Source organism: Belnapia sp. AC561 (assembly GCF_979252845.1).
In genome coordinates, this window is sequence record NZ_CEEDBP010000005.1 from 173,347 (window position 1) to 192,276 (window position 18,930).

The 18,930-nt window shown below is 71.4% G+C and carries 20 protein-coding genes and 1 tRNA gene; 6 read left to right on the forward strand and 15 right to left on the reverse strand.

All coding sequences use genetic code 11. From position 1 onward, the window contains the following. Window positions 1-9 precede the first annotated feature (9 nt). Complete coding sequence (locus AC0IW9_RS06315) at window positions 10-768, forward strand: metallophosphoesterase family protein (RefSeq protein WP_471647421.1); 759 nt, start codon at window positions 10-12, stop codon at window positions 766-768. Here AC0IW9_RS06315 and AC0IW9_RS06320 read toward each other — a convergent pair whose 3' ends face one another. The 5 genes from AC0IW9_RS06320 to AC0IW9_RS06340 form a co-directional block, all read right to left on the reverse strand. Then, entirely contained in the window at window positions 769-1,644 is an 876-nt protein-coding gene (locus AC0IW9_RS06320) for a TauD/TfdA dioxygenase family protein (RefSeq protein WP_471647361.1), read from the reverse strand. Beyond that, a complete protein-coding gene (locus AC0IW9_RS06325) occupies window positions 1,644-2,747 on the reverse strand; it encodes an amidohydrolase family protein (protein WP_471647362.1) in 1,104 nt (367 codons plus the stop codon). Before AC0IW9_RS06325 ends, AC0IW9_RS06320 begins: the two co-directional genes overlap by 1 nt. A 39-nt stretch (window positions 2,748-2,786) precedes the next feature. Further along, window positions 2,787-3,770 (reverse strand): tripartite tricarboxylate transporter substrate-binding protein, encoded by a 984-nt coding sequence (locus tag AC0IW9_RS06330; RefSeq protein ID WP_471647363.1) that lies wholly within the window; start codon window positions 3,768-3,770, stop codon window positions 2,787-2,789. 267 nt (window positions 3,771-4,037) lie between these two features. Continuing rightward, window positions 4,038-4,451: an ATP-binding protein gene (locus AC0IW9_RS06335; RefSeq protein ID WP_471647364.1), complete on the reverse strand. Its 414-nt coding sequence runs from the start codon at window positions 4,449-4,451 to the stop codon at window positions 4,038-4,040. Beyond that, complete coding sequence (locus AC0IW9_RS06340; RefSeq protein ID WP_471647365.1) at window positions 4,448-4,789, reverse strand: STAS domain-containing protein; 342 nt, start codon at window positions 4,787-4,789, stop codon at window positions 4,448-4,450. The genes AC0IW9_RS06335 and AC0IW9_RS06340 overlap by 4 nt, the downstream gene beginning before the upstream one ends. A 183-nt stretch (window positions 4,790-4,972) precedes the next feature. Here AC0IW9_RS06340 and AC0IW9_RS06345 point away from each other — a divergent pair, with 183 nt between their 5' ends. Continuing rightward, entirely contained in the window at window positions 4,973-5,953 is a 981-nt protein-coding gene (locus tag AC0IW9_RS06345; protein ID WP_471647366.1) for a Bug family tripartite tricarboxylate transporter substrate binding protein, read from the forward strand. A 10-nt stretch (window positions 5,954-5,963) separates the two neighbouring features. On the opposite strand, the gene AC0IW9_RS06350 is transcribed toward AC0IW9_RS06345, so the two are convergent. The 8 genes from AC0IW9_RS06350 to AC0IW9_RS06385 form a co-directional block, all read right to left on the reverse strand. Further along, window positions 5,964-6,461: a DinB family protein gene (locus AC0IW9_RS06350; protein WP_471647367.1), complete on the reverse strand. Its 498-nt coding sequence runs from the start codon at window positions 6,459-6,461 to the stop codon at window positions 5,964-5,966. A gap of 30 nt (window positions 6,462-6,491) precedes the next feature. After that, on the reverse strand, window positions 6,492-7,478 hold the full coding sequence (locus AC0IW9_RS06355) for a GNAT family N-acetyltransferase (protein ID WP_471647368.1): 987 nt from the start codon (window positions 7,476-7,478) through the stop codon (window positions 6,492-6,494). Next, window positions 7,475-8,677: a pyridoxal phosphate-dependent aminotransferase gene (locus tag AC0IW9_RS06360; protein WP_471647369.1), complete on the reverse strand. Its 1,203-nt coding sequence runs from the start codon at window positions 8,675-8,677 to the stop codon at window positions 7,475-7,477. Before AC0IW9_RS06360 ends, AC0IW9_RS06355 begins: the two co-directional genes overlap by 4 nt. Window positions 8,678-8,682: 5 nt before the next feature. Beyond that, entirely contained in the window at window positions 8,683-9,885 is a 1,203-nt protein-coding gene (locus AC0IW9_RS06365; protein WP_471647370.1) for a pyridoxal phosphate-dependent aminotransferase, read from the reverse strand. Window positions 9,886-9,946: 61 nt separating this feature from the next. Then, window positions 9,947-10,759 (reverse strand): ABC transporter permease, encoded by an 813-nt coding sequence (locus AC0IW9_RS06370; protein ID WP_471647371.1) that lies wholly within the window; start codon window positions 10,757-10,759, stop codon window positions 9,947-9,949. Further along, on the reverse strand, window positions 10,756-11,607 hold the full coding sequence (locus tag AC0IW9_RS06375) for an ABC transporter permease (RefSeq protein WP_471647372.1): 852 nt from the start codon (window positions 11,605-11,607) through the stop codon (window positions 10,756-10,758). The genes AC0IW9_RS06370 and AC0IW9_RS06375 overlap by 4 nt, the downstream gene beginning before the upstream one ends. After that, window positions 11,607-12,653: an ABC transporter ATP-binding protein gene (locus AC0IW9_RS06380; protein WP_471647373.1), complete on the reverse strand. Its 1,047-nt coding sequence runs from the start codon at window positions 12,651-12,653 to the stop codon at window positions 11,607-11,609. The genes AC0IW9_RS06375 and AC0IW9_RS06380 overlap by 1 nt, the downstream gene beginning before the upstream one ends. 2 nt (window positions 12,654-12,655) lie before the next feature. Next, complete coding sequence (locus AC0IW9_RS06385) at window positions 12,656-13,756, reverse strand: extracellular solute-binding protein (RefSeq protein WP_471647374.1); 1,101 nt, start codon at window positions 13,754-13,756, stop codon at window positions 12,656-12,658. 251 nt (window positions 13,757-14,007) lie between these two features. On the opposite strand from AC0IW9_RS06385, the gene AC0IW9_RS06390 reads away from it, so the two are divergent. From AC0IW9_RS06390 to AC0IW9_RS06405, 4 genes are read left to right on the forward strand one after another with little or no spacing between them, the layout of a single operon-like run. Beyond that, window positions 14,008-14,661 (forward strand): hypothetical protein, encoded by a 654-nt coding sequence (locus AC0IW9_RS06390; RefSeq protein ID WP_471647375.1) that lies wholly within the window; start codon window positions 14,008-14,010, stop codon window positions 14,659-14,661. A 60-nt stretch (window positions 14,662-14,721) separates the two neighbouring features. Beyond that, window positions 14,722-17,475: a glycosyl hydrolase family 28-related protein gene (locus tag AC0IW9_RS06395; protein ID WP_471647376.1), complete on the forward strand. Its 2,754-nt coding sequence runs from the start codon at window positions 14,722-14,724 to the stop codon at window positions 17,473-17,475. A 56-nt stretch (window positions 17,476-17,531) separates the two neighbouring features. After that, window positions 17,532-17,834, forward strand: coding sequence for a hypothetical protein (locus AC0IW9_RS06400; protein WP_471647377.1), 303 nt, complete (start codon window positions 17,532-17,534; stop codon window positions 17,832-17,834). A gap of 16 nt (window positions 17,835-17,850) precedes the next feature. Continuing rightward, window positions 17,851-18,225 carry a phage tail fiber protein gene (locus tag AC0IW9_RS06405; protein ID WP_471647378.1) on the forward strand — a complete coding sequence of 125 codons (375 nt, stop codon included), beginning with the start codon at window positions 17,851-17,853 and terminating at the stop codon, window positions 18,223-18,225. A gap of 25 nt (window positions 18,226-18,250) precedes the next feature. Here the strand turns inward: AC0IW9_RS06405 and AC0IW9_RS06410 are convergent. Together AC0IW9_RS06410 and AC0IW9_RS06415 are read right to left on the reverse strand one after the other, a co-directional pair. Continuing rightward, window positions 18,251-18,325: transfer RNA gene (locus AC0IW9_RS06410), tRNA-Thr, on the reverse strand. Between the two features lie 106 nt (window positions 18,326-18,431). Then, window positions 18,432-18,872 (reverse strand): hotdog fold thioesterase, encoded by a 441-nt coding sequence (locus AC0IW9_RS06415; RefSeq protein WP_471647379.1) that lies wholly within the window; start codon window positions 18,870-18,872, stop codon window positions 18,432-18,434. Window positions 18,873-18,930: the final 58 nt, after the last annotated feature.

An 18,930-nucleotide genomic window follows, 5' to 3' on the forward strand; every position in this document is an offset into this window, starting at 1 on the left:
CATGAGGGAATCGTCTTCGTCGGCGACATCCACCGGCGCTGGGACCATGTGGCGCGGGGCCTTGCGGCCCTCGCCCGGCCGCCGGAGGCGGTGGTGCTGCTCGGCGACATGGAATGCCATGAGCCGCTGGACCAGCTGGCGGCGCCGATCCTCGAGACCGGTGCCGAATTGCACTGGATCTTCGGCAACCACGACTACGACGGCGGGCCGGGGATGTGGGCCAACCTGACGGAGCCGGCGCTGAACCCGATCAGCACCGCGGGCGCGCTGCATGGCCGGGTGCGGGAGATCGCGGGCGTGCGGATCGCCGGCCTCGGCGGCACCTTCCGGCCGCGGGTCTGGAACCCGCCCAATCCGCCGCGCATCCGCCGCCGGGCGGAGCTGGCGGCCGATCTCGCCACCCTCGGCCCGGGCTGGAGCGCCGATGCGACGGCGGCGCTGGCGCATTCCCTCTCGGTCATGGCGATCTGGCCGGAGGATGTGGACCATCTCGCCAGCCAGCGGGCGGATGTGCTGGTGACGCATGAGGCGCCCACCTCGCATCCCAGCGGCGTCGCGGTGCTGGAGGACCTGGCCCGCGCCATGGGCGCCCGGCTGGTGGTGCATGGGCATCACCACATCGGCTACCGGGCGGAGGCGGCGGATGGGCTGCGCGTGCTCGGCGTCGGCGCCGCCTGGGGCGTGTCGCTGGCCGGCTCGCCGCGCTGGCCGGGGGAGCCGGAGCGCTGGCTCGGCCGCGCCCCGGCGGGCTGGAGCTTCAGCGCCTGACTAGAAAGGCACGTCGCCGCAGATGGTGACGCGGTGCATGATGCGGGTCTCGGCGGGATAGTCGTTGATCGCGTAGTGCTGGGTGCAGCGGTTGTCCCAGAAGGCGACGGAGCCGCTGGCCCAGCGGAAGCGGCAGGTGAATTCCGGGCGGGTCGAATGCGCCATCAGGAACCCGATCAGCGGCTTCGCCTCGGCCTCCGTCATGTCCTCCAGCCCATGCACATGGCCGCCGATGAACAGCGCCTTGCGGCCGGTCTCGGGATGGGTGCGGATCAGCGGATGCAGGGTCGTCGTCTGCACCTTGCCGGGGTCCTTGGCCTTCATCGAGACGCTGTTAGTGCCGTGGAATTGCTGCCGCGTCTGGCCGCCCTGGCTCGCCAGCCTATCGCCGCGGCTGATCGCCTTCAGCGGGTCCAGCATCGCCCGCATGCCGGGGCTCAGTGCCTCATAGGCGAGGTACTGGTTGGTGAAGAGGGTATCGCCGCCGGCCGAGGGGACCTCCTTGGCATAGAGCATGGTGCCCATGGCGGGCTTCGCGGTGAACATCTGGTCGGAATGCCAGTCGCCGCCGAAGTTCTTCTTGTCGGAGGGGGTCTTCTTGATCTCCAGCACCTCGGGGAAATCCGCCATGCCCTGCATGAAGGGATGCAGGTGGATGTCGCCCCAGCGCCGGGCGAAGGCGAGCTGCCGCGCCGGCGTCAGCGCCTGGCCGCGGAAGAAGATCACCAGGTTGTCGAGCAGGGCCTGGCGGATCTCGGCCAGCACCTCGTCGTCGAGTTCCTCGGACAGGTCGGGGCCGGAGACCTCGGCGCCGAGCGAGCCGGCGATGCGGTTGACCTCGATGTGCCGGAATGGCCGGTTGCGCAACGCGTTCATCAGTTCCCTCCCGTGCCGGTCCGGGAAGCATGCGCCCCGGCGCCGTCCGCGGTAAAGCCGTTTGCCCGTAAGCGATAGACGCGCGCCGCGGTGCCGCTGAACAGCGCCTGCTTCTCCGCGGCGGAGGCACCCTTGGCCAGCCGCTTGAAGGCGTTCCAGATCTCGCCGTAGCCGATGCCCATCTTCTCCACCGGGAAGTTGCTCTCGAACAGGCAGCGGTCGGCGCCGAAGAGCTCGATGCAGGTGGTGATGTAGGGATCCCAATGCGCCGCCAGCTCGGCCGAGGTCGGCGGCTGCTCCAGCGCGCCGTAGTCGTAGGCGGCGAGGCGCATCAGCATCCCGCCCAGCTTGACCACCACATTGGGGCAGCGCGCCAGCTCGGCCATGCCGGATCGCCATTGCGCGAAGACCTCGTCCCGTCGCCCGGCATAGGGGCCGTAGCCGAGCGGCCCGCCGCAATGGCCGAGGATGAATTGCGTCGCCGGGCAGGCGCGGACGAGGTCGATCGCATCCCGGTGCTGGGTGTGGAAGACCCAGAGGTCGAAGGCGAGGTCGCGCGCCGTCAGCTCCGCGAGGCCGGCCCGGAATTCCGGCCGCAGCAGCAGGCCGGGCGCGGGGTGGCCATTGCCGATGACGGGGTCGGCATCCCAGGCCGCGGACTGGCGCACGCCGCGGAAGCGGCCGCCGCCGGCCCGGATATGCGCATCCAGCACCGCGCCCGCGCCGGCGCCCAGGGTGAGGTCGGCGAAGCCGACGATGCCGGCGGCGATGCGGGTCTGGCCATAGCCGCCGCTGTCGCTCATCGCGGCGATGCCGGCGACGAATTCGGTCTCCCCCACCGGGCGCAGTTCTTCCGGCCCGGTGGCGCGGTGCATGGCGTGGCACTGGACGAAGACGGTGGCGGCGATGGTATGGCCGGCGCCCAGGTCGGCGAGGAATTCCGGCAGCAGGTAGCGCTGGTCCGGCCTGTCCCAGAGGTGGTGATGGGCATCGATGATCGGCAGCGCCGGCTCCAGCGCCGGCTCGGGCGGGCGCTGCGCGAGCCAGGCGGGGTTGGGCGGGAAGATGCGGCCGTAGCGGGTGGGCTGGGCGAAATTCGGCATGGCGGTCAGTCTCCTTGGGGCGCCTTGCGACGCGCGGCCTCAGTCCAGCCGGATGTCCTCGACGCGGATCATCTCCGCCGCCCAGGCCCGGTAGTTCGCCATGAAGCGGCCGAGCTCGGCCGGGGTGCTGCCGACCGCGGTCATGCCGAGGATATCGAGGCGGGCACGGACCTCGGGCTCCGCCAGGGCCGCGACGGCGGCCTCATGCAGGCGGGCGATGGCCTGGGGCGGGGTGCCGCTGGGCGTCCAGAGATTGGTGGCCTCGAAGCGCTCGAAGCCGGGGAAGCCCTGCTCGGCGACGGTCGGCACCTCGGGGAGCGAGGCCATGCGCCCGGCCGAGGAGATGGCCAGGGCCCGCAGCCGGCCTTCCCGCACCAGCGGGACGGCCTGCGGCAGGGTGGAGAAGCCGAAGTCGGTGTCGCCGCCCATGACGCCGGCGATGGATTGGCTGCCGCCGCGGTAGGAGACATGGGTGGCCGATACGCCGGCCCGGCGCAGCAGCATCAGCCCGGTCATGTGCGGCCCGCCGACCATGCCGGAGGAGAAGAAGGACAGCCTGCCGGGGGCGGCGCGTGCCATCTCGAGCAGCCCCGCCAGGGACTGGGCCGGGTGATCGGCGCGGACCACCAGCAGCAGCGGCGCGGAGGTGAGCTGCGTCACGGGGGTGAAGGCGGCGACGGGGTCGTAGCCCAGGCCCCGCATCAGCATCGGGTTGGTGGCCAGGCTGAGACCGGTGGCGAGCAGCGTGTAGCCATCCGGCGCGGCACGGGCGGCCTCCGCCTCGCCGATCGAGCCGGTGGCGCCGCCGCGGTTCTCCAGCACCAGCGGCTGGCCCAGGGCGCGGCCCATGGGACCGGCCACCAGCCGCACCGGCGTATCCACGCCGCCACCGGCCGGCCAGGCGACGACGACGCGGATCGGCCGGCCGGGATAGGCGGCGGGTTGCGCCAGGGCGCGGCCGGTCGCCAGCAGCAGGGGCATCGCCAGCAGGGCGCGGCGTCGGCCAGGGAATGGCGGCGGCATGATGCGGTTCCTCCCGTGCTTTTGCCGCATGGTGACGCACGGGCGGCGCAGCGGCCAGGGGTCGCGACCGGGGTGGCCCGATCAGGATGCCGGTGGCCCATCGGCAACGATGGCCGGCCGATCTGGACGGGAAGGTGGATCGGCGGTCCGGGCATCGATGCCCAGGCTGCGCGGCTTCGGCAGGCCGGCGGCCACTCCGCCCCCTTTGATCCCCATGTCTGCATTGGCCATGTCCTCCGCCTGCAGATGCTGGCGGATCCTCGCCACCTATGGGGCCAGGTCGACCTCCAGCCGGTTCAGGCCGGCGGGCGTGCGGAGATAGCGGAGGGCTTCGGCCGTGCGGCGGACCAGGGCTAGGCCCAGGCCGCCGATCCGCGCTTCCGCCAGGGAGGTGGCCAAGGGCATCGGCGCCGCCGTGGTGGGGTCGAAGGGCAGGCCGGCATCCTCCAGCACCAGGGAGCAGCGGCCGGCCTCCAGCCGGGCCCGCACCTGGACCGAGGGCGCGCCGCCATGCCGCAGCGCGTTCAGCGCCAGCTCCTCCAGCACCAGCTCGGCCCGGGTGACGCTGCGCGCGCTGGCCCCGGCGGCTGCCAGGAAGGCGGCCAGCGCCGCCTGCGCCGCGGCGACGGCGGCCGTGCCGCCGGCGATGGCATGGCGGAACTCGGCCCCGCCCTCCCTCATCGGCCGAGGCGGGCGCGGGCCTCCGCCGCATCGGCGCAGACCGGGATCATCTGATCGAGGGCGATGGTCTCGAAGACCTCCATCACCTGCGGCTGGGCGCCGTAGAGGATCATCTGCCGGTCCCGGCGCTGCAGCACCCGCGCCACCGAGATGAAGAGCCGGAGGCCGAGGGAAGCCACGAATTCCACGCTGCCGAGATCGACCAGCGCATGCCGCCCGGACCCGCCGAGGGCGGCGGTGAAGCGCAGCTCGATCCCCTCCGCGCCGGCCGCATCCAGCCGGCCGGCCAAGGCGACCATGTTGGTGCCGGGATCGAGTTCGGTCAGCGTGAAATCCATCGTGCTATCCTCGGCCGCAGAACGACCGAGGCTCCGCAGAAGTCCGGTTAAAGTCCAGAGACAGTATGAAGACACTTCCCGCCGCGGGGTGGCGCGGCCGAACCCCTGCGCCGGACTCCGACGAGGGGGCTTGTCGGGCATGCCGGGTCGGCCGCAAGACGGGGGCAACGGAGGAGAACGATCATGACAACGATCCCGCGGCGAAGCCTGCTCGCGAGCGCCCTGGCGGCACCGGCCGTCGTTCCCGGCCTCGGTCGGGCACAATCCTGGCCGAACCGGCCGATCACCCTCGTCGTGCCCAATCCGCCGGGCGGCGGCACGGATTTCGCGGCCCGGCTCTACCAGGATGCGCTGACCCGGCTGCTGGGCGTGCAGCTCGTCATCGACAACAAGCCGGGGGCCAATGGCAATATCGCCATCCAGGCCGTGGTGCGGGCGGCGCCCGATGGCCATACGCTGCTCATGCAGTATTCCGGCTACCACGCCGGCAATCCGGCGATGATGAAGAACCTGCCCTGGGATCCAAACCGGGACCTGATGCCGGTCGGCATGGCGGATGTGGCGCCGCATGGCATCTTCGTCGCCCCCGGCCTGCCGGTGACCTCGCTGGCGGAGTTCATCGACTATGCCAAGGCGCGGCCGGGAAAGCTGAACTACAGCTCCTCCGGCAATGGCTCCATCCAGCATATCGCCGGGGTGCTGTTCAGCCAGGCGATCGGCGTGCCCATGGTGCATGTGCCCTACCGGGGCGCGGCGCCGGCCTTGCAGGATGTCGCCGGGGACCGGGTGGAGATGCTGATCACCACGCCCTCCTCGGCGATCGGCCTGGCGCAGGCGGGCAAGGTGAAGGCGCTGGCCATCGCCAGCGCGGATCGGATCAAGGCCCTGCCGGAGGTGCCCACCACCGCGGAAGCGGGCATGCCGGGCTTCGTCATCGATGCCTGGTTCGCCTTCTTCGCCCCGGCCGGGACGCCGCCGGAGATCGTCCAGCGGCTCAACCAGGCGGTGCGGGAGGCGGCGGCGACGCCGGAGGTGACGCGGCGGGCCGAGGAGGGCGGCGTCATCCTGCGGCCGCTGAGCGTCGCCGAGATGGATGCGGTGGCGCGGCGGGAGGTAACGGCGCTCGGCCGGACCATCCGCGATGCCGGCATCACGATGGAATAGCCGCGCGGCCTCAGCCGATGCCGAGCGCCTGCAGGTCCACGATCCAGGGCAGGTCGGTATCGGCCGGGCGGATGCCGGCCTGGGTGATCAGCGCATGCGCCTGGCCGCGGTGATGGGTCTGGTGGTTGAAGAAGTGGGTCAGGGTGACGGCGCGGGGCGAGGTCATCTCCTGGCCCGAGGCGCCGCTGAACCAGACCAGGGTCCCGGCCAGCCATTCGGGCGTCAGCCCGGCGGCCCAGGCCTCGATCCGCGCGTTCAGCGCTTCGCGGGCGGCGCGCATCTCGGCCCAATCCTCGATGAGGAAGGGGCTGCCCTTGATGCCCGGCGGCGGCGGATCCCAGCCGGCGAAGCGGCTCATCCATTGCCGGTCGCCCCAGACCAGGTGGCAGAACGTGCCATGGATGGAGCCGAACCAGGCGCCGCGGTCCTGGCGCCGCGCCGCATCCGGCAGCTGCCCGGCCGCGGCATAGAGGCGGCGGTTCATCCCGGCATTGTAGGCCGCCATCATGCGGCACTAGGCAGGGGAGATCATGGCCGTTCAAACCCGCTTCCAGAAGATGACGGCATCCTGCTCGATGCCATCGGCGTCCAGGGCGAAGCGCGGGATGCGCCCGGCCTCCTGCCAGCCAAGGCCGCGGTAGAGCGGCTCCGCCATGTCGCCCGCCTTGGCATCCAGCACCAGCAGCGGGCGGCCGAGCCGCTGGGCCGCCTGTTCCGCCCGTTGCAGCAGGGCGCGGGCCACGCCGCGGCGCCGGGCGGCCGGGTCCACCAGCAGCATGGCAAGCCCGGCCCGGTGCGGCTGGTTCTGCGGCATGTCGAGGTCGAGCTGCACGGTGCCGACCAGGGCGCCCTCCAGCCAGGCGGCCAGCAGCACCCGGCGATTGCCGGCGACGTCGGAGGCGGCCTTGCGCCAGAAGCCGCGTGCCGCCTCCGGCGCCAGGGGCCTGAGGTAGGAGACGCTGGCGCCGGCGGCGACGCAGGCGACGAGGATCTCGCTCAGCCGGCGTTCGGCGCTGGCGGCGGCGGCGGCATCGAGGGCCTCCACCACCAGCCCGGCGGCGGGCTTGGCGTAGCGGAACTCGAGCGACTTCGAGAGGTCGTCCAGGATGCGGATGGCGCCCTGGCGGACATAGCCGCGCTTCTCGTAGAAGCGATGCGCCGCATCGAAGCGGGTATCGGTCCAGAGCACCAGGCGCTGGGCGCCGGCGGCGCGGGCATGCGCCTCGGCGGTCTCGATCAGCCGATGCGCCAGGCCGGTCCCGCGCTGGTCGCGGGCGACGTACATCTTGCAGATCTCATAGGCCTGGTCGCTGTTCAGCGGCCGGGTGGCGACCATGCCGACCAGGGTGCCCTCCGCCTCGGCGGCCCAGAGGGCGCCGCCGGATTGGCCGAAGTAGCTGGCGAGGGCCCGGAGCTCGGGCACCTCGCCATCCACGTCGAGGATGCAACCGGGGAATTCCGCCCAGCAGTCGCCGATCAGCCGGATGAAGCCGGCGGCATCCGCGTCCCGGCCGGGGCGAATCATGCCAATTCCCGGCAGAACTCCTGGATGCGGCCGCAGGCCTCGGTCAGGCTGGCGGTGTCGGTCGCGTAGGAGATGCGCATATAGGGCGACATGCCATAGGCGGTGCCCTGGACGCAGGCGACGCGCTTCTCCTCCAGGAGGGCCTGGACGAAGTCGGTATCGGTCTCGATCTTCCGACCGCCCTTGCTGGTCTTGCCGAGGCAGCCGGCGAGGTTCGGGAAGACGTAGAAGGCGCCTTCCGGCTTGTGGCAGGTGATGCCGGGGGCGGCGTTCAGCATCTCGACCACCATGTCGCGGCGCTGGCGATAGGCCTCGGCATTGGTCTTGACGAACTCCTGCGGCCCGTCGAGCGCGGCCGCGGCGGCGGCCTGGCTGATGGTGGAAACGCCGGCGGTCGCCTGGCCCTGCATGTTGAACATGCCCTTGATGAGATCGGCCGGACCGCCGCCGAAGCCGACGCGCCAGCCGGTCATCGCATAGGTCTTGGAACAGCCGTTGACCGTCAGGGTGCGCGGCTTCAGCGCGGGCTCGACCTCGGCGATGGTGCTGAATTCGAAGCCGTCGTAGAGCAGGTGCTCGTACATGTCGTCGGTCATGACCCAGACATGCGGATGGCGCAGCAGGACGTCGGCGATGGCGCGCATCTCGGCCCGCGTCGGCACCGCGCCGGTCGGGTTGCCGGGGAAGTTCAGCAGCACCCACTTGGTCTTCGGGGTGATCGCCGCCTCGATATCCTCGGGGCGCGGCTTGAAGCCGTTGTTCTGCGGGCAAGGAACGGTGACGGGGACCCCGCCGGCGACCTTCGCCATGTCGGCGTAGCTGATCCAGAAGGGCGACGGGATCACCACCTCGTCGCCCGGATCCAGCGTCGCCATGAAGGCGTTGAAGATCACCTGCTTCCCGCCATTGCCGACGATGATCTCGTCCGGTCCGTAGTCGAGGCCGTTGTCGCGCTTGAACTTGCGGGCGATGGCGGCCTTCAGCGCCGGCGTGCCGCCCTGCGGCGGATACTTGGTGTCGCCGGCGAGCGCCGCCTTGTGGGCGGCCTCGATCGCATGCGGCGGCGAGGCGAAGTCGGGCTCGCCGTTCGAGAGGCTGATGACCGCGATGCCTTCGGCCCGCAGCGCGCGGGCGCGCTGGGTCATGGCGGCGGAGGCGGAGACCTTGACCTCCGCCAGGCGCTGGGCGAGCTGCGGCATGGGGCTTACTTCAGCGCCGAGCAGAAGCGGCGGATGCGCACGCAGGCTTCCTTCAGCACGGCATCGCTGGTCGCGTAGCTGATGCGGAAGTGGCCGGGGTACATGAAGGCGGTGCCATGGACGCAGGCGACGCCCTCCTCCTCCAGCAGCGCGGCGCAGAAGCTGTCGTCGTCGGTGATGGCGCGGCCGCCACCCGAGGTCTTGCCGATGCAGCCCTGCATGGACGGGAAGACGTAGAAGGCGCCTTCCGGCTTGTGGCAATACAGGCCGGGGGCCTGGTTCAGCTCCTCCACCATCATGTCGCGGCGCTTCTTGTAGGCGGCGCGCATCACGTCGATGGTGTCCTGCGGGCCGGTCAGGGCCTCGACCGCCGCGGCCTGGCTGACGCTGCTGGTGTTGCTGGTGGACTGGCTCTGCAGCTTGTCCATCTGCTTGATGAGATGCGCCGGGGCGGCGGCATAGCCGATGCGCCAGCCGGTCATCGCATAGGCCTTGGAGCAGCCGTTCATGGTCACGGTGCGGTCGCGCAGCCGCGGCTCGACCTCGAGGATCGTCGCCGGCTTGAAGCCGTCGTAGGAGAGCTTCTCGTAGATGTCGTCGGTGAAGACCCAGACATCGGGGTGGCGCAGCAGCACGTCGGTGAGCTGCTTCAGCTCCTCCGCGCTATAGGCGGCGCCGGTCGGGTTGCAGGGGTTGTTGAGCAGGAACCACTTGGTCTTGGGCGTGATCGCCGCCTCGAGCTGCTCCGGGCGGAGCTTGAAGCCCGAGTTCTGGTCGCAGGCGACGATGACGGGCTTGCCCTCGGCCAACTCGACGATGTCCGGGTAGGACACCCAGCACGGGGCGGGGATGATCGCCTCGTCGCCCGGGTTGATGGTCGCCAGCAGGGCGTCGAAGATCACCTGCTTGCCACCGGTCGAGACGATGATCTCCTCCGGCTTGAAGTCCAGGCCGTGGTCCGCCTTGAAGCGGTCGCAGATCGCTTGGCGCAGCTTCGGCGTGCCGGAGACATCGGTGTACTTGGTCTCGCCGCGCTCGATCGCGGCGATGGCCGCGTCCTTGACGTTGCGGGGGGTATCGAAATCCGGCTCGCCGGAGGACAGCCCGATGATATCGCGCCCCGCGGCCTTCAGCGCCCGGGCCTTGCTGGTCATCGCGATGGTCAGCGAGGCGGAGATGCGGTCGAGGCGGTCTGCGGTGAGCTTCATGGGGATGGGAACCCTGCGGTACTGCTAAGGCGCGGGAAACTAGACCCCACCCCCCGCGGCTTCAACCCGCGCCATTCGTCCGGCGGGATGAAATGCGGGCGAAAATCAGCCCGGCACCCCCGACGGCCAGGATGGCGAGGCCCAGGATGACCGTCGCCAGGGCATTCACCTCCGGCGTCAGCCCCACCTTGAGGGCGGAGAAGACCAGCATCGGCAGGGTGGTCCCGGCCGGGCCGGAGACGAAGCTGGCGACCACGACGTCGTCCAGCGAGAGGGTGAAGGCCAGCAGCCAGCCGGCGGCGAGGCTGGGCGCGATCAGCGGCAGGGTGATGGTGCGGAAGACGGTGAAGGGGCCGGCGCCGAGGTCGGCCGCGGCCTCCTCCAGCCCCCGGTCCAGGCCGGCGAGGCGGGACTGGACCACCACCGCGACATAGGCGAGGCCGAGCGTCGCATGGGCCAGCAGGATGGTGCCGGCACCGCGGCCCAGCCGCCAGCCGAGCAGGGTCTCGGCCGCCCCCTGCAGCACGACGAACAGCAGCAGCAGCGAGAGGCCGGTCACCACCTCCGGCAGCACCAGGGGGGCGCCGGCCAGGGCGCCGAACAGGGCGCGGCCGCGGAAGGCGCCGAACCGGGCCAGGACCCAGCCGGTGAGGCCGCCCAGCAGCATCGCCAGGCTGGCCGCCCCGGCGGCGACGCGGAAGGAGAGCAAGGCCGCCTCCCGCATCCGGTCATTGCCGGCCAGCGCCACGAACCAGCGCAGCGAGAAGCCGCCCCATTGGAAGGGGATACGGTCGGCGCTGAAGGCATAGCCGACCATCAGCAGGATGGGCGCCCAGAGGAAGCCCAGGCCGAATACCAGCCCGAAGCGCCTCATGGCGCGCTGCCGAGGCGCTGGAACAGGCGGATCGGCAGGACCAGCACCGCCAGCAGGGCCAGGGCCAGGGCCGCGGCCATGGGCCAGTCGCGGTTCTGGAAGAACTCGCCCCAGAGGACCCGGCCGACGAGTTGCGCCTCCGGCGGGCCGAGCAGTTCGGGGATGACGAATTCCCCGGCGGCCGGGATGAAGACCAGCAGGAACCCGGCCGCCGCCGCCGGCAGGGACAGCGGCAGGGTCACGCTGCGGAAGACCACCCAGGGGGTCGCACCCAGGTCGGCCGCGGCCTCCTCGACGGCCAGGTCCCGCTTCAGCAGGGTGGCGGCCAGCGGCAGCACGGCGAAGGGCAGGTAGGCATGGACCATGCCGAGGGTGAGCGCGGCATCGGTATAGAGCAGCCGCCAGGGTGCGAGGCCGAAGGTGCCGAGCAGCCCATTCACCCAGCCGCCATCCCGCAGGATGCCGATCCAGGCGCCGACCCGCGGCAGGAAGCCGGTCCAGAAGGGTAGCAGCACCAGCAGCAGCAGCGGCTGCCGCCAAGCGGCCCGCGCCGCGGCGATGCCCAGCGCCATGGGATAGGCCAGCAGCAGGCAGAGCGTGGCGGTGACGAGGGCGGTGCCGAGGGATTGCAGGAAGGCCGTGGCGTAATAGGCATCTGCGACCAAGCTGCGGAGGCTGTCGAAGCTGCCCGCCCAGACCGGGCCCGCGTCCCAGGCCAAAGGCGCCAGGAAGGGCGGCACGCCGGGGCCAGCCTCGGCGAGGGCGATAACGCCGAGGATCGCCACCGGCGCGGCGACCAGCAGCAGCAGCCAGGCAAAGGGCGGCAGCAGGATGAGGAGGCGCCGCATCACCCGGCCAGCGGCACCAGGGCGCCCGCGGCCCAGCCGAGGGTGACGGTGCTGCCGGGCACCGGCGGGGCGGCATCGGCCGGCAGGGCGACCCGCAGCTCCGCGCCACCCGGCAGGGCGACCAGGGCGATCCAGCCGTCGCCGCGATAGGCCAGCTCGCGCAGGATGCCGGCCGCCGCATTGGCCGCAGGCGGCGGCCCGGTGAGGAGACGGATGCGCTCGGGCCGCAGCGCCACCGCGAGCGTGGCGCCGGCGGGGCGGTCATGCTCCAGGGCCAGGCGGCAGCCCGCCGTCTCCACCGTACCATCGGCCGCGACCCGGCCATCCAGCACATTGGCGGCGCCGAGGAAGGCGGCGACGAAGCGGCTGGCCGGCCTCTCGTAGAGCTCGGCGGGCGGGCCGCATTGCGCCACGCGGCCGGATTGCAGCACGGCGACCCGGTCGGCCAGGGCCAGGGCCTCCGCCTGGTCATGCGTCACCAGGACGAAGCCGGCGCCGGTGCGGCGTTGCAGGGCGCGGAGCTCGAAGCCGGTGCGCTCGCGCAGGCCGGCGTCCAGCGCGCCCAGCGGCTCATCCAGCAGCAGCAGCGGCGGGCGCTTGACCAGGGCACGGACCAGCGCCACCCGCTGGCGCTGGCCGCCCGAGAGCTGGTGCGGCCGGCGCGCGGCGAGCGCCTCGAGGCCGACCAGGGCCAGCGCCTCGGCGACGCGCGCGGCGATCTCGGGCTTCGGCCGCCCCTCCCGCCGCAGGCCATAGGCGATGTTGTCGAAGACGCTGAGATGCGGGAACAGCGCGTAGTTCTGGAAGACCATGCTCAGCGGCCGGAGATGCGGCGGCAGGCCGGCGAGGTCCCGCCCCTGCAGCAGGATGCGCCCGGCATCCGGCGCCTCGAAGCCGGCGATCAGCCGCAGCAGGGTGGACTTGCCCGAGCCGGAGCCGCCGAGCAGGGCGAGGAACTCGCCCGGCCGCACCTCCAGCTCCAGGCCGTCCAGCGCCACGGTGGGGCCGAAGCGCTTGGTGAGGCCCTCGACCCGCAACAGGGTCAAGCTCAGCGGCCCGCCCGGAAGCGGCTCCAGAGGCGGCTGCGGATTCGCTCGGCCGCGGGCGGCGGGGTGCCGGGGACGAAGGCCTCGGCGAGCGCCGCGGCGGGCGGATAGACGCTCGGGTCCTCGCGTATCGCCTGGACGACCAGCGGCCGGCTCTCGGGCACCGCATTGGGGTAGCGGACATGGCTGGTGACGGCGGCCATGATCTCGGGCCGCAGCAGGAAATCGATGAAGGCATGCGCGGCCTCGGGGTTCGGCGCATCGGCCGGGATCGCCAGCATGTCGAAGAACATGTGCGGGCCGACCCGGGGCGGGACATAGCCGATCTCGACCCCGCGCCCGGCCTCGCGCGCCCGCGCCGCCGCCTGGATGACGTCGCCGCTATAGGTCAGGGCGACGCAGATCTCCCCGGTCGCCAGCATGTCCAGCAGCGCGCCGGAGCCGGGGATGGCGCGGAGATGCGGCCGGGCGGCCAGCAGCGCGGTCTCCGCCGCGCGCAGGTCGGCCGGGTCGGCGCTGTCGGGGCTGCGGCCGAGCCAGCGCAGGACCGAGGGCAGCACATCGGTCACGCTGTCCATCACCGCTAGGCCGCAGCGGGCCAGCTTCGCCGCATTCTCCGGCTTGAGCAGCACGTCGAGGCCATCCAGCGCGATCTCCGGGGCGATGGCCCGGATCTTGTCGAGCCGAAGGCCGAGGCCGACGGTGCCCCAAAGGTAGATGGCGCCATGCGCGTTGCCGGGATCGATCGTGGCGACCCGCGCCATCAGCGCCGGATCCAGGTTGCGCCAGTTGGGGATGCGGGCGCGGTCGAGCGGCAGCAAGGCGCCGGCGCGGACCAGCCGGGCGAAGGTCGGCTCGCTGGTCGGCACGATCAGGTCGTAGCCGCTGCGGCCGGCGGAGAGCTTGCCCTCCAGCGTCTCCAGGCTGTCGTAGACGTCGTAGCGGATGCGGATGCCGCTTTCCTGCTGGAAACGCTGCACCACATAGGGGTCGATGTAGTCGGTCCAGTTATAGACATTGAGCACGGGCTGGGCCGCGGCGAAGGGCGCCAGCAGCAGGGCGAGAAGCCCGGCGGCGACGGAGGCTAGGGCTGGGCTCTTCATCGGGCTCCCGTAGGCATTCGAGGCGGGGGCAGGTTAGGTCAGATGGCGCGCCGGTGGAATTGCCGCAGGCCGGGGCGCTTTAGGAACATTATCCTTGACACAAAGATAATGTTCCGGTACCTCCACCAAGCCGACGGCAGAGTTGCGCCCGGCGATCCCCTCCCCCGCATAATCCCGCGCCCGCCGCTGGTGGCAGACCCGATCCACCGGGTTGCCGCCCTGCGCGGCCGCCTGCTGAGACGGAGACCCCCGTGCCTTTCAGCTCGGCCAATCTCGGAGCCCTGATCCAGGGCAGTAGCTTCACCCTCTGGCAATACCGCACCACCGATACGCGCGCGGTGGTCAGCGCCGGCGGGTATTTCGCCGCCGTCGCCGGCAGCCTGAAGGCAGGTGACCTGATGGTGCTGCAGACGGCCGATGCGGTGGCGCTGCTGCCCATCCGCAGCGGCCCGGCGCTGGGCACCGGCGTCACGCTCGATGGCGCCGTCGGGCCGCTGAACACGGTCCGTGCCGTCGCGCAGAACTTCCGTTTCGGCCAGGCGGCGGCGGCGGTGGTGCGGACCATCATCCTCGCGCCCTTCGCCGCCGGCATCGTCGCCGGCACCACCATCCCGGTCTCGGCCAGCATCGCCGGGCCGATCAGCCAGGTGGTGTTCAGCCTGCGCGACAGCACCGGCGCCATCGTGCCGCCGGTGCAGATCGTCACCGTCGTGGCCGGCAGCGCCGCCGCCACCTTCGACACGCCGCCGGTCGGCACCGGCTACCGCATCCGGCTGGAGGACGCGAGCGACCCGGCGCTCGGCGTGGTCTCGCGCAGCTTCAACGTCGGCACCGACCTCAAGCTGATGCTGCAGGAGGACGACACGCGTCTGCTGAGCGAGGCCGGCGACATCCTGAAGCAGTAGCCGCCGCCCTCCCCTTCCCCATTCCCCGCAGGCCCCGCCTGCCAGCCGAACCGGAGCCCCATGCCCGACGCAAGGATCAGCGAGCTTCCCCTCGCCACCACCCTGGGTGATACCGACATTGCCCCGCTGGTGCAGGCCAGCGGCGCCACCACCGAGACCCGCCGGGCGACGCTTGCGCAGCTGCGCGGGGCGGTGCTGGCCGACCGTGGCGCGCATGTGCGCGACTATGGTGCCAAGGGCGATGGCAGCACCGACGACGGCCCCGCCATCCAGGCGGCGATCGACGACCTGAAGACCAAGGGCGGCGGCACGCTCTACTTCGGCCCGCGGGTCTACCGCATCGCCTCCGCCGTGGTGCTGAACGGCGCCACCGTGCGGCTGCAGGGCGCCGGCTTCACCGAGGGCCCCGGCCCCGGCCAGGGCACCTGGCTGCGCATCACCACCACCGGCTTCACCCCCTTCACCTTCACCGGGGCGAATAGCCGCGGTGCCGGCGTCAGCGACATCGCCGTGCAGCAGACGCACAGCGCCACGCAGAACAGCAGCTGGGCCCCGACCGCCTACGACTACGTCTTCCGGGTGGAGGACTGCTTCGGCGGCATCGATTTCGACAATGTCTTCCTCGGCAACGTCAACAAGGGGATCTATTGCCGCAACTCCGGCCGGCTCGATATCCGCCGGCTGCGCGGCCAGGTCTTCACCGCCGGCGTCGAGATCGACGAATGCCTCGATGTCCCGCGCATCCACAGCCTGCACTTCTGGACCTTCTGGACCTCGAACGTGAACGTCGTCGCCTGGCAGCAGGCCAATGGCGATGCGCTGATCTTCCGCCGCTGCGACGGCGTCTTCATCGACCAGGCCTTCGTGCTCGGCTATCGCAGCATGTTCCGCTTCGGCAGCTCGGCCGCCGGGGTGACGACGAAATTCTACATCGCCCAGGCCTATGCGGATTTCGTGAAATACGGCGTCTGGGTCGAGGCCAGCGGCACCGACGGGCAGATCGGCAGCCTGACGTCGCAGAACGAGATCTTCGCCGGCGCCGGCGCGCCGCTGGCCGGATCCACCGCCATCCAGGTCGATGGCTCGAATGCCCGGGTGCAGGTGGGGAACCTGCGCATCGACGCGGTCGAGGACAATCCGCTGCGGGTGAACGGCACCGGCAACCGGCTGGACATCTTCGCGCTGCGCTGCCTGCGCTACAATACCCGCGGCAATGGCGCGGCGGCGATCCAGATCGCCGATAGCGGCGCGGGCACGCCGAATGCGGTCTATCTCGGCTCGCCGGCGCTGCTCGAGCCGGGCAGCGGCGGCCTGCTGGTGAATGGCGGGACCAATGCCATCCTGGCGACCGGCGCCCCGGCGGGCAAGGCGGCCAATCCCGGGTTGACGCTCGGCAGCACCGATACCGGCCTGTTCCTGCCGGCCAGCGGCAGCCTCGCCGGCTCGGCCGGCGGGACCGAGGTGCTGCGGGCCACCTCGAGCGGCGGCATCACGCTGGGCGCGGCGCCGGGCGGGCATGCGCTGGAAGTGGCGACGCCGGTCGGCACGGTGAACCGCCTGCTGATCAGCGGCGGCACCATCGGGGCGGCGCTGACGATCCAGGCGCAGGGCTCGGATGCCTCGATCGGCATCACGCTGGCGCCGAAGGGCGGCGGCCTGGTGCGTGCCGTCACCCCGGCGGCGGGCGACAACTCCACCGCGGTCGCCACCACCGCCTATGTGAAGGCGCAGGGCTACCTGGCGACGGCGGCGACGGCGAGCCTGGCCGATGGCACGAGCGCCGTGCCGGGGCTCGGCTTCGCCGGGAATGCGGGCACCGGCCTGTCCCGCCAATCGGCCGGTGGGGTCTCGGTCTCGGTCAATGGGCTGGAGACGGTGCGCGTCGCGCCGGTCGGCGGCGCGGTCAATCGCCTGGGACTTTATGGCAGCGCGACCGGGGCCGCCGTGGGGATCCTGGCCGAAGGCAGCGATGCCAATATCGGCCTGGTCCTGGCGTCGAAGGGTAACGGCGCCTTGCTGGGCGCTTTGCCCGACAGCACCGCGGCCGGCGGCAATGCCCGTGGTGCCAATGCGGTGGACCTGCAGGCAAGCCGCAGCTCGGCGTCGCAGGTTGCAAGCGGCACGAATGCCGTCCTTGTCGGCGGCTCGAACAATGCCGCCGGCGGTGCCAATGCATCGGTCGTAGGCGGCGACTCCAACTCCGCCGGGGGCCAACGCGCAGCGATCGGTGGTGGCGCGGCCAACCAGGCGGATGCGATCTATGGCACCATTCCCGGCGGCTTCTATGGCAACACGCGTGGCACCTACGGCAAGTTCGCCTATGCCAACGGCCGGTTCACGACCGGTGGCGATGCGCAGCTCGGCGAGCATGTGCTGCGCCGGCAGACCACGGATGCCACGGTGGCGCGACTGACGGCGGATGCCGGCGCGGCAAGCGCCATCAACAGCATCAACATGCCGAACGGTGCCACCTTCCGGCTGCGGCTGGTGGTTATTGCGCGGCAGGTCGGTGGCACCGCCGGGACGGCGGGCGACAGTGCAAGCTGGGAAGCCGATGTGATGATGAAGCGCGGCGCCTCGGCCGCTGTGACCACCTTGCTGGGCGGCCGCACCGTGACCAGCGCACCGGCCCTGGCAGCCATCGCCGCCGGCACCGCCTTCGCCCCCGGCACCAACGATACCGCGGCGGCGGCCTGGCGGCTGATGCTGGACGCCGACACCGTCAACGGCTGCATCGCCATCAACGCGACCGGCGAGGCGAACAAGACCATCAATTGGGTCGCCCGCGTGATGTCCGTCGAGGTCGTCGGCTGACCTGACGTGGTCAGTCGGCCAGGCAGTCCGCAACCTCGTTCTCAAGGGAGCTTTCCATGGCCTTCGTCAAGCCGATCGAGATCAGCAACACCGGCCTCGTCGCCGCCTATTGGCGGCTGACCTACCAGCAGACCGACCACGATGCCCGCATCGTCGAGTTCCGGCTCTGCGGCTATGCCGACCGGGAGGCACGCGAGGCCGGCAAGGTGCCGCTGCCCTCCATCGCCTTCCGGCTCACGCCCGAGGATCTCGGCCTCGCCTCCCTGCACGAGATCACGACCACGACGCTCTATGCCGCGGCCTGCGTGCTGCCGGCGACGGATGGCGTCGTCTGGTTCGCCGACGCGACCGCCTGCTGACCCGAAGGAGCTCGCCATGACCGATCTGACCGACTATGCGAAGAATCTGCTCGGCCGCGCCCTCTGCGCCCGGGTCCCGGCCTTGCCCAGCCAGGTCTTCCTCGGCCTGGGCACCGGCGGCAGCGATCCGACGGGCCTGACCGGGGAGCCGACCGGCACGGGCTATGCCCGGCAGCGGGTGACCTTCAGCGGGACCGGTGCGCAGCAGAATACCGATGCGGTCCGCTTCACCTTTACCACGGCGGCGGGGACGCTGACCCATGTGGGGCTGTTCGACGCGGCCAGCGGGGGCAATCCCCTGACCTGGTCCGCCCTGGCGAGCGCGGCGGCGGTGACCGGCGCGGGGACGGTGACGATCAACGCGGCGGGGCTGGTGCTGACGCCGAACTGACGGAGGAGGGGGGGAAGGCGGATGGTGGTGCTGCCAGAGAGGATTGAACTCTCGACCTCTCCCTTACCAAGGGAGTGCTCTACCACTGAGCTACGGCAGCGTACCGGCCATCGGGCCGGCGCTTCCTAGCTTTCCCGCCGGGGGAGCGCAACCCCGGACCGCGGCATTTATCGGCTCCTGTGGCGGAAGCCCCGTCACTCCCCCCCTCAGCGGAGCTGCCGCACCGCGGTCGTCAGGCGGGATACGCAGCTCAGCGTCCCGTCCTGGCGGCGGATTTCGATCTGCCAGACCTGCACGCTCCGCCCGAGCTGCAGCGGCCGGCATTCCGCCGTCACCCGGTCGCCATCCCGGACCGGGGCGAGATGGCTGGCATTCACCTCGACCCCGACGCAGGTCTGCCCCTCCGGCAGGGCCATGCTGCCGCAGAAGGATCCGATGGTTTCGGCCAGCACCACGCTGCCGCCGCCGTGCAGGATGCCATGCGGCTGGATATGGCGCTGGTCGACCGGCATCTCCGCCCGCATGAAATCCGGCCCCACCTCCACCACCCGGATTCCGAGCAGCCCCGGCAGGGTCCCGGCATGACGCTCGGCGAAATCCGTCGCCGCCACCGGGCGCCGCCAGATGCTCTCCGGAGGGCTCATCATCCGCATTCCTTCATTTTTCATTCACCAGCTAGCAGCAGACTGGCCATGGCTCTGGGTT

Coding starts and splice junctions, on each gene's coding strand:
- AC0IW9_RS06320 (WP_471647361.1), bottom strand. CDS start 1,644: ATGAACGCGTTGCGCAACCGGCCATTCCGGCACATCGAGGTCAACCGC.
- AC0IW9_RS06325 (WP_471647362.1), bottom strand. CDS start 2,747: ATGCCGAATTTCGCCCAGCCCACCCGCTACGGCCGCATCTTCCCGCCC.
- AC0IW9_RS06330 (WP_471647363.1), bottom strand. CDS start 3,770: ATGCCGCCGCCATTCCCTGGCCGACGCCGCGCCCTGCTGGCGATGCCC.
- AC0IW9_RS06335 (WP_471647364.1), bottom strand. CDS start 4,451: ATGAGGGAGGGCGGGGCCGAGTTCCGCCATGCCATCGCCGGCGGCACG.
- AC0IW9_RS06340 (WP_471647365.1), bottom strand. CDS start 4,789: ATGGATTTCACGCTGACCGAACTCGATCCCGGCACCAACATGGTCGCC.
- AC0IW9_RS06345 (WP_471647366.1), top strand. CDS start 4,973: ATGACAACGATCCCGCGGCGAAGCCTGCTCGCGAGCGCCCTGGCGGCA.
- AC0IW9_RS06350 (WP_471647367.1), bottom strand. CDS start 6,461: ATGATGGCGGCCTACAATGCCGGGATGAACCGCCGCCTCTATGCCGCG.
- AC0IW9_RS06355 (WP_471647368.1), bottom strand. CDS start 7,478: ATGATTCGCCCCGGCCGGGACGCGGATGCCGCCGGCTTCATCCGGCTG.
- AC0IW9_RS06360 (WP_471647369.1), bottom strand. CDS start 8,677: ATGCCGCAGCTCGCCCAGCGCCTGGCGGAGGTCAAGGTCTCCGCCTCC.
- AC0IW9_RS06365 (WP_471647370.1), bottom strand. CDS start 9,885: ATGAAGCTCACCGCAGACCGCCTCGACCGCATCTCCGCCTCGCTGACC.
- AC0IW9_RS06370 (WP_471647371.1), bottom strand. CDS start 10,759: ATGAGGCGCTTCGGGCTGGTATTCGGCCTGGGCTTCCTCTGGGCGCCC.
- AC0IW9_RS06375 (WP_471647372.1), bottom strand. CDS start 11,607: ATGCGGCGCCTCCTCATCCTGCTGCCGCCCTTTGCCTGGCTGCTGCTG.
- AC0IW9_RS06385 (WP_471647374.1), bottom strand. CDS start 13,756: ATGAAGAGCCCAGCCCTAGCCTCCGTCGCCGCCGGGCTTCTCGCCCTG.
- AC0IW9_RS06395 (WP_471647376.1), top strand. CDS start 14,722: ATGCCCGACGCAAGGATCAGCGAGCTTCCCCTCGCCACCACCCTGGGT.
- AC0IW9_RS06400 (WP_471647377.1), top strand. CDS start 17,532: ATGGCCTTCGTCAAGCCGATCGAGATCAGCAACACCGGCCTCGTCGCC.
- AC0IW9_RS06405 (WP_471647378.1), top strand. CDS start 17,851: ATGACCGATCTGACCGACTATGCGAAGAATCTGCTCGGCCGCGCCCTC.
- AC0IW9_RS06415 (WP_471647379.1), bottom strand. CDS start 18,872: ATGATGAGCCCTCCGGAGAGCATCTGGCGGCGCCCGGTGGCGGCGACG.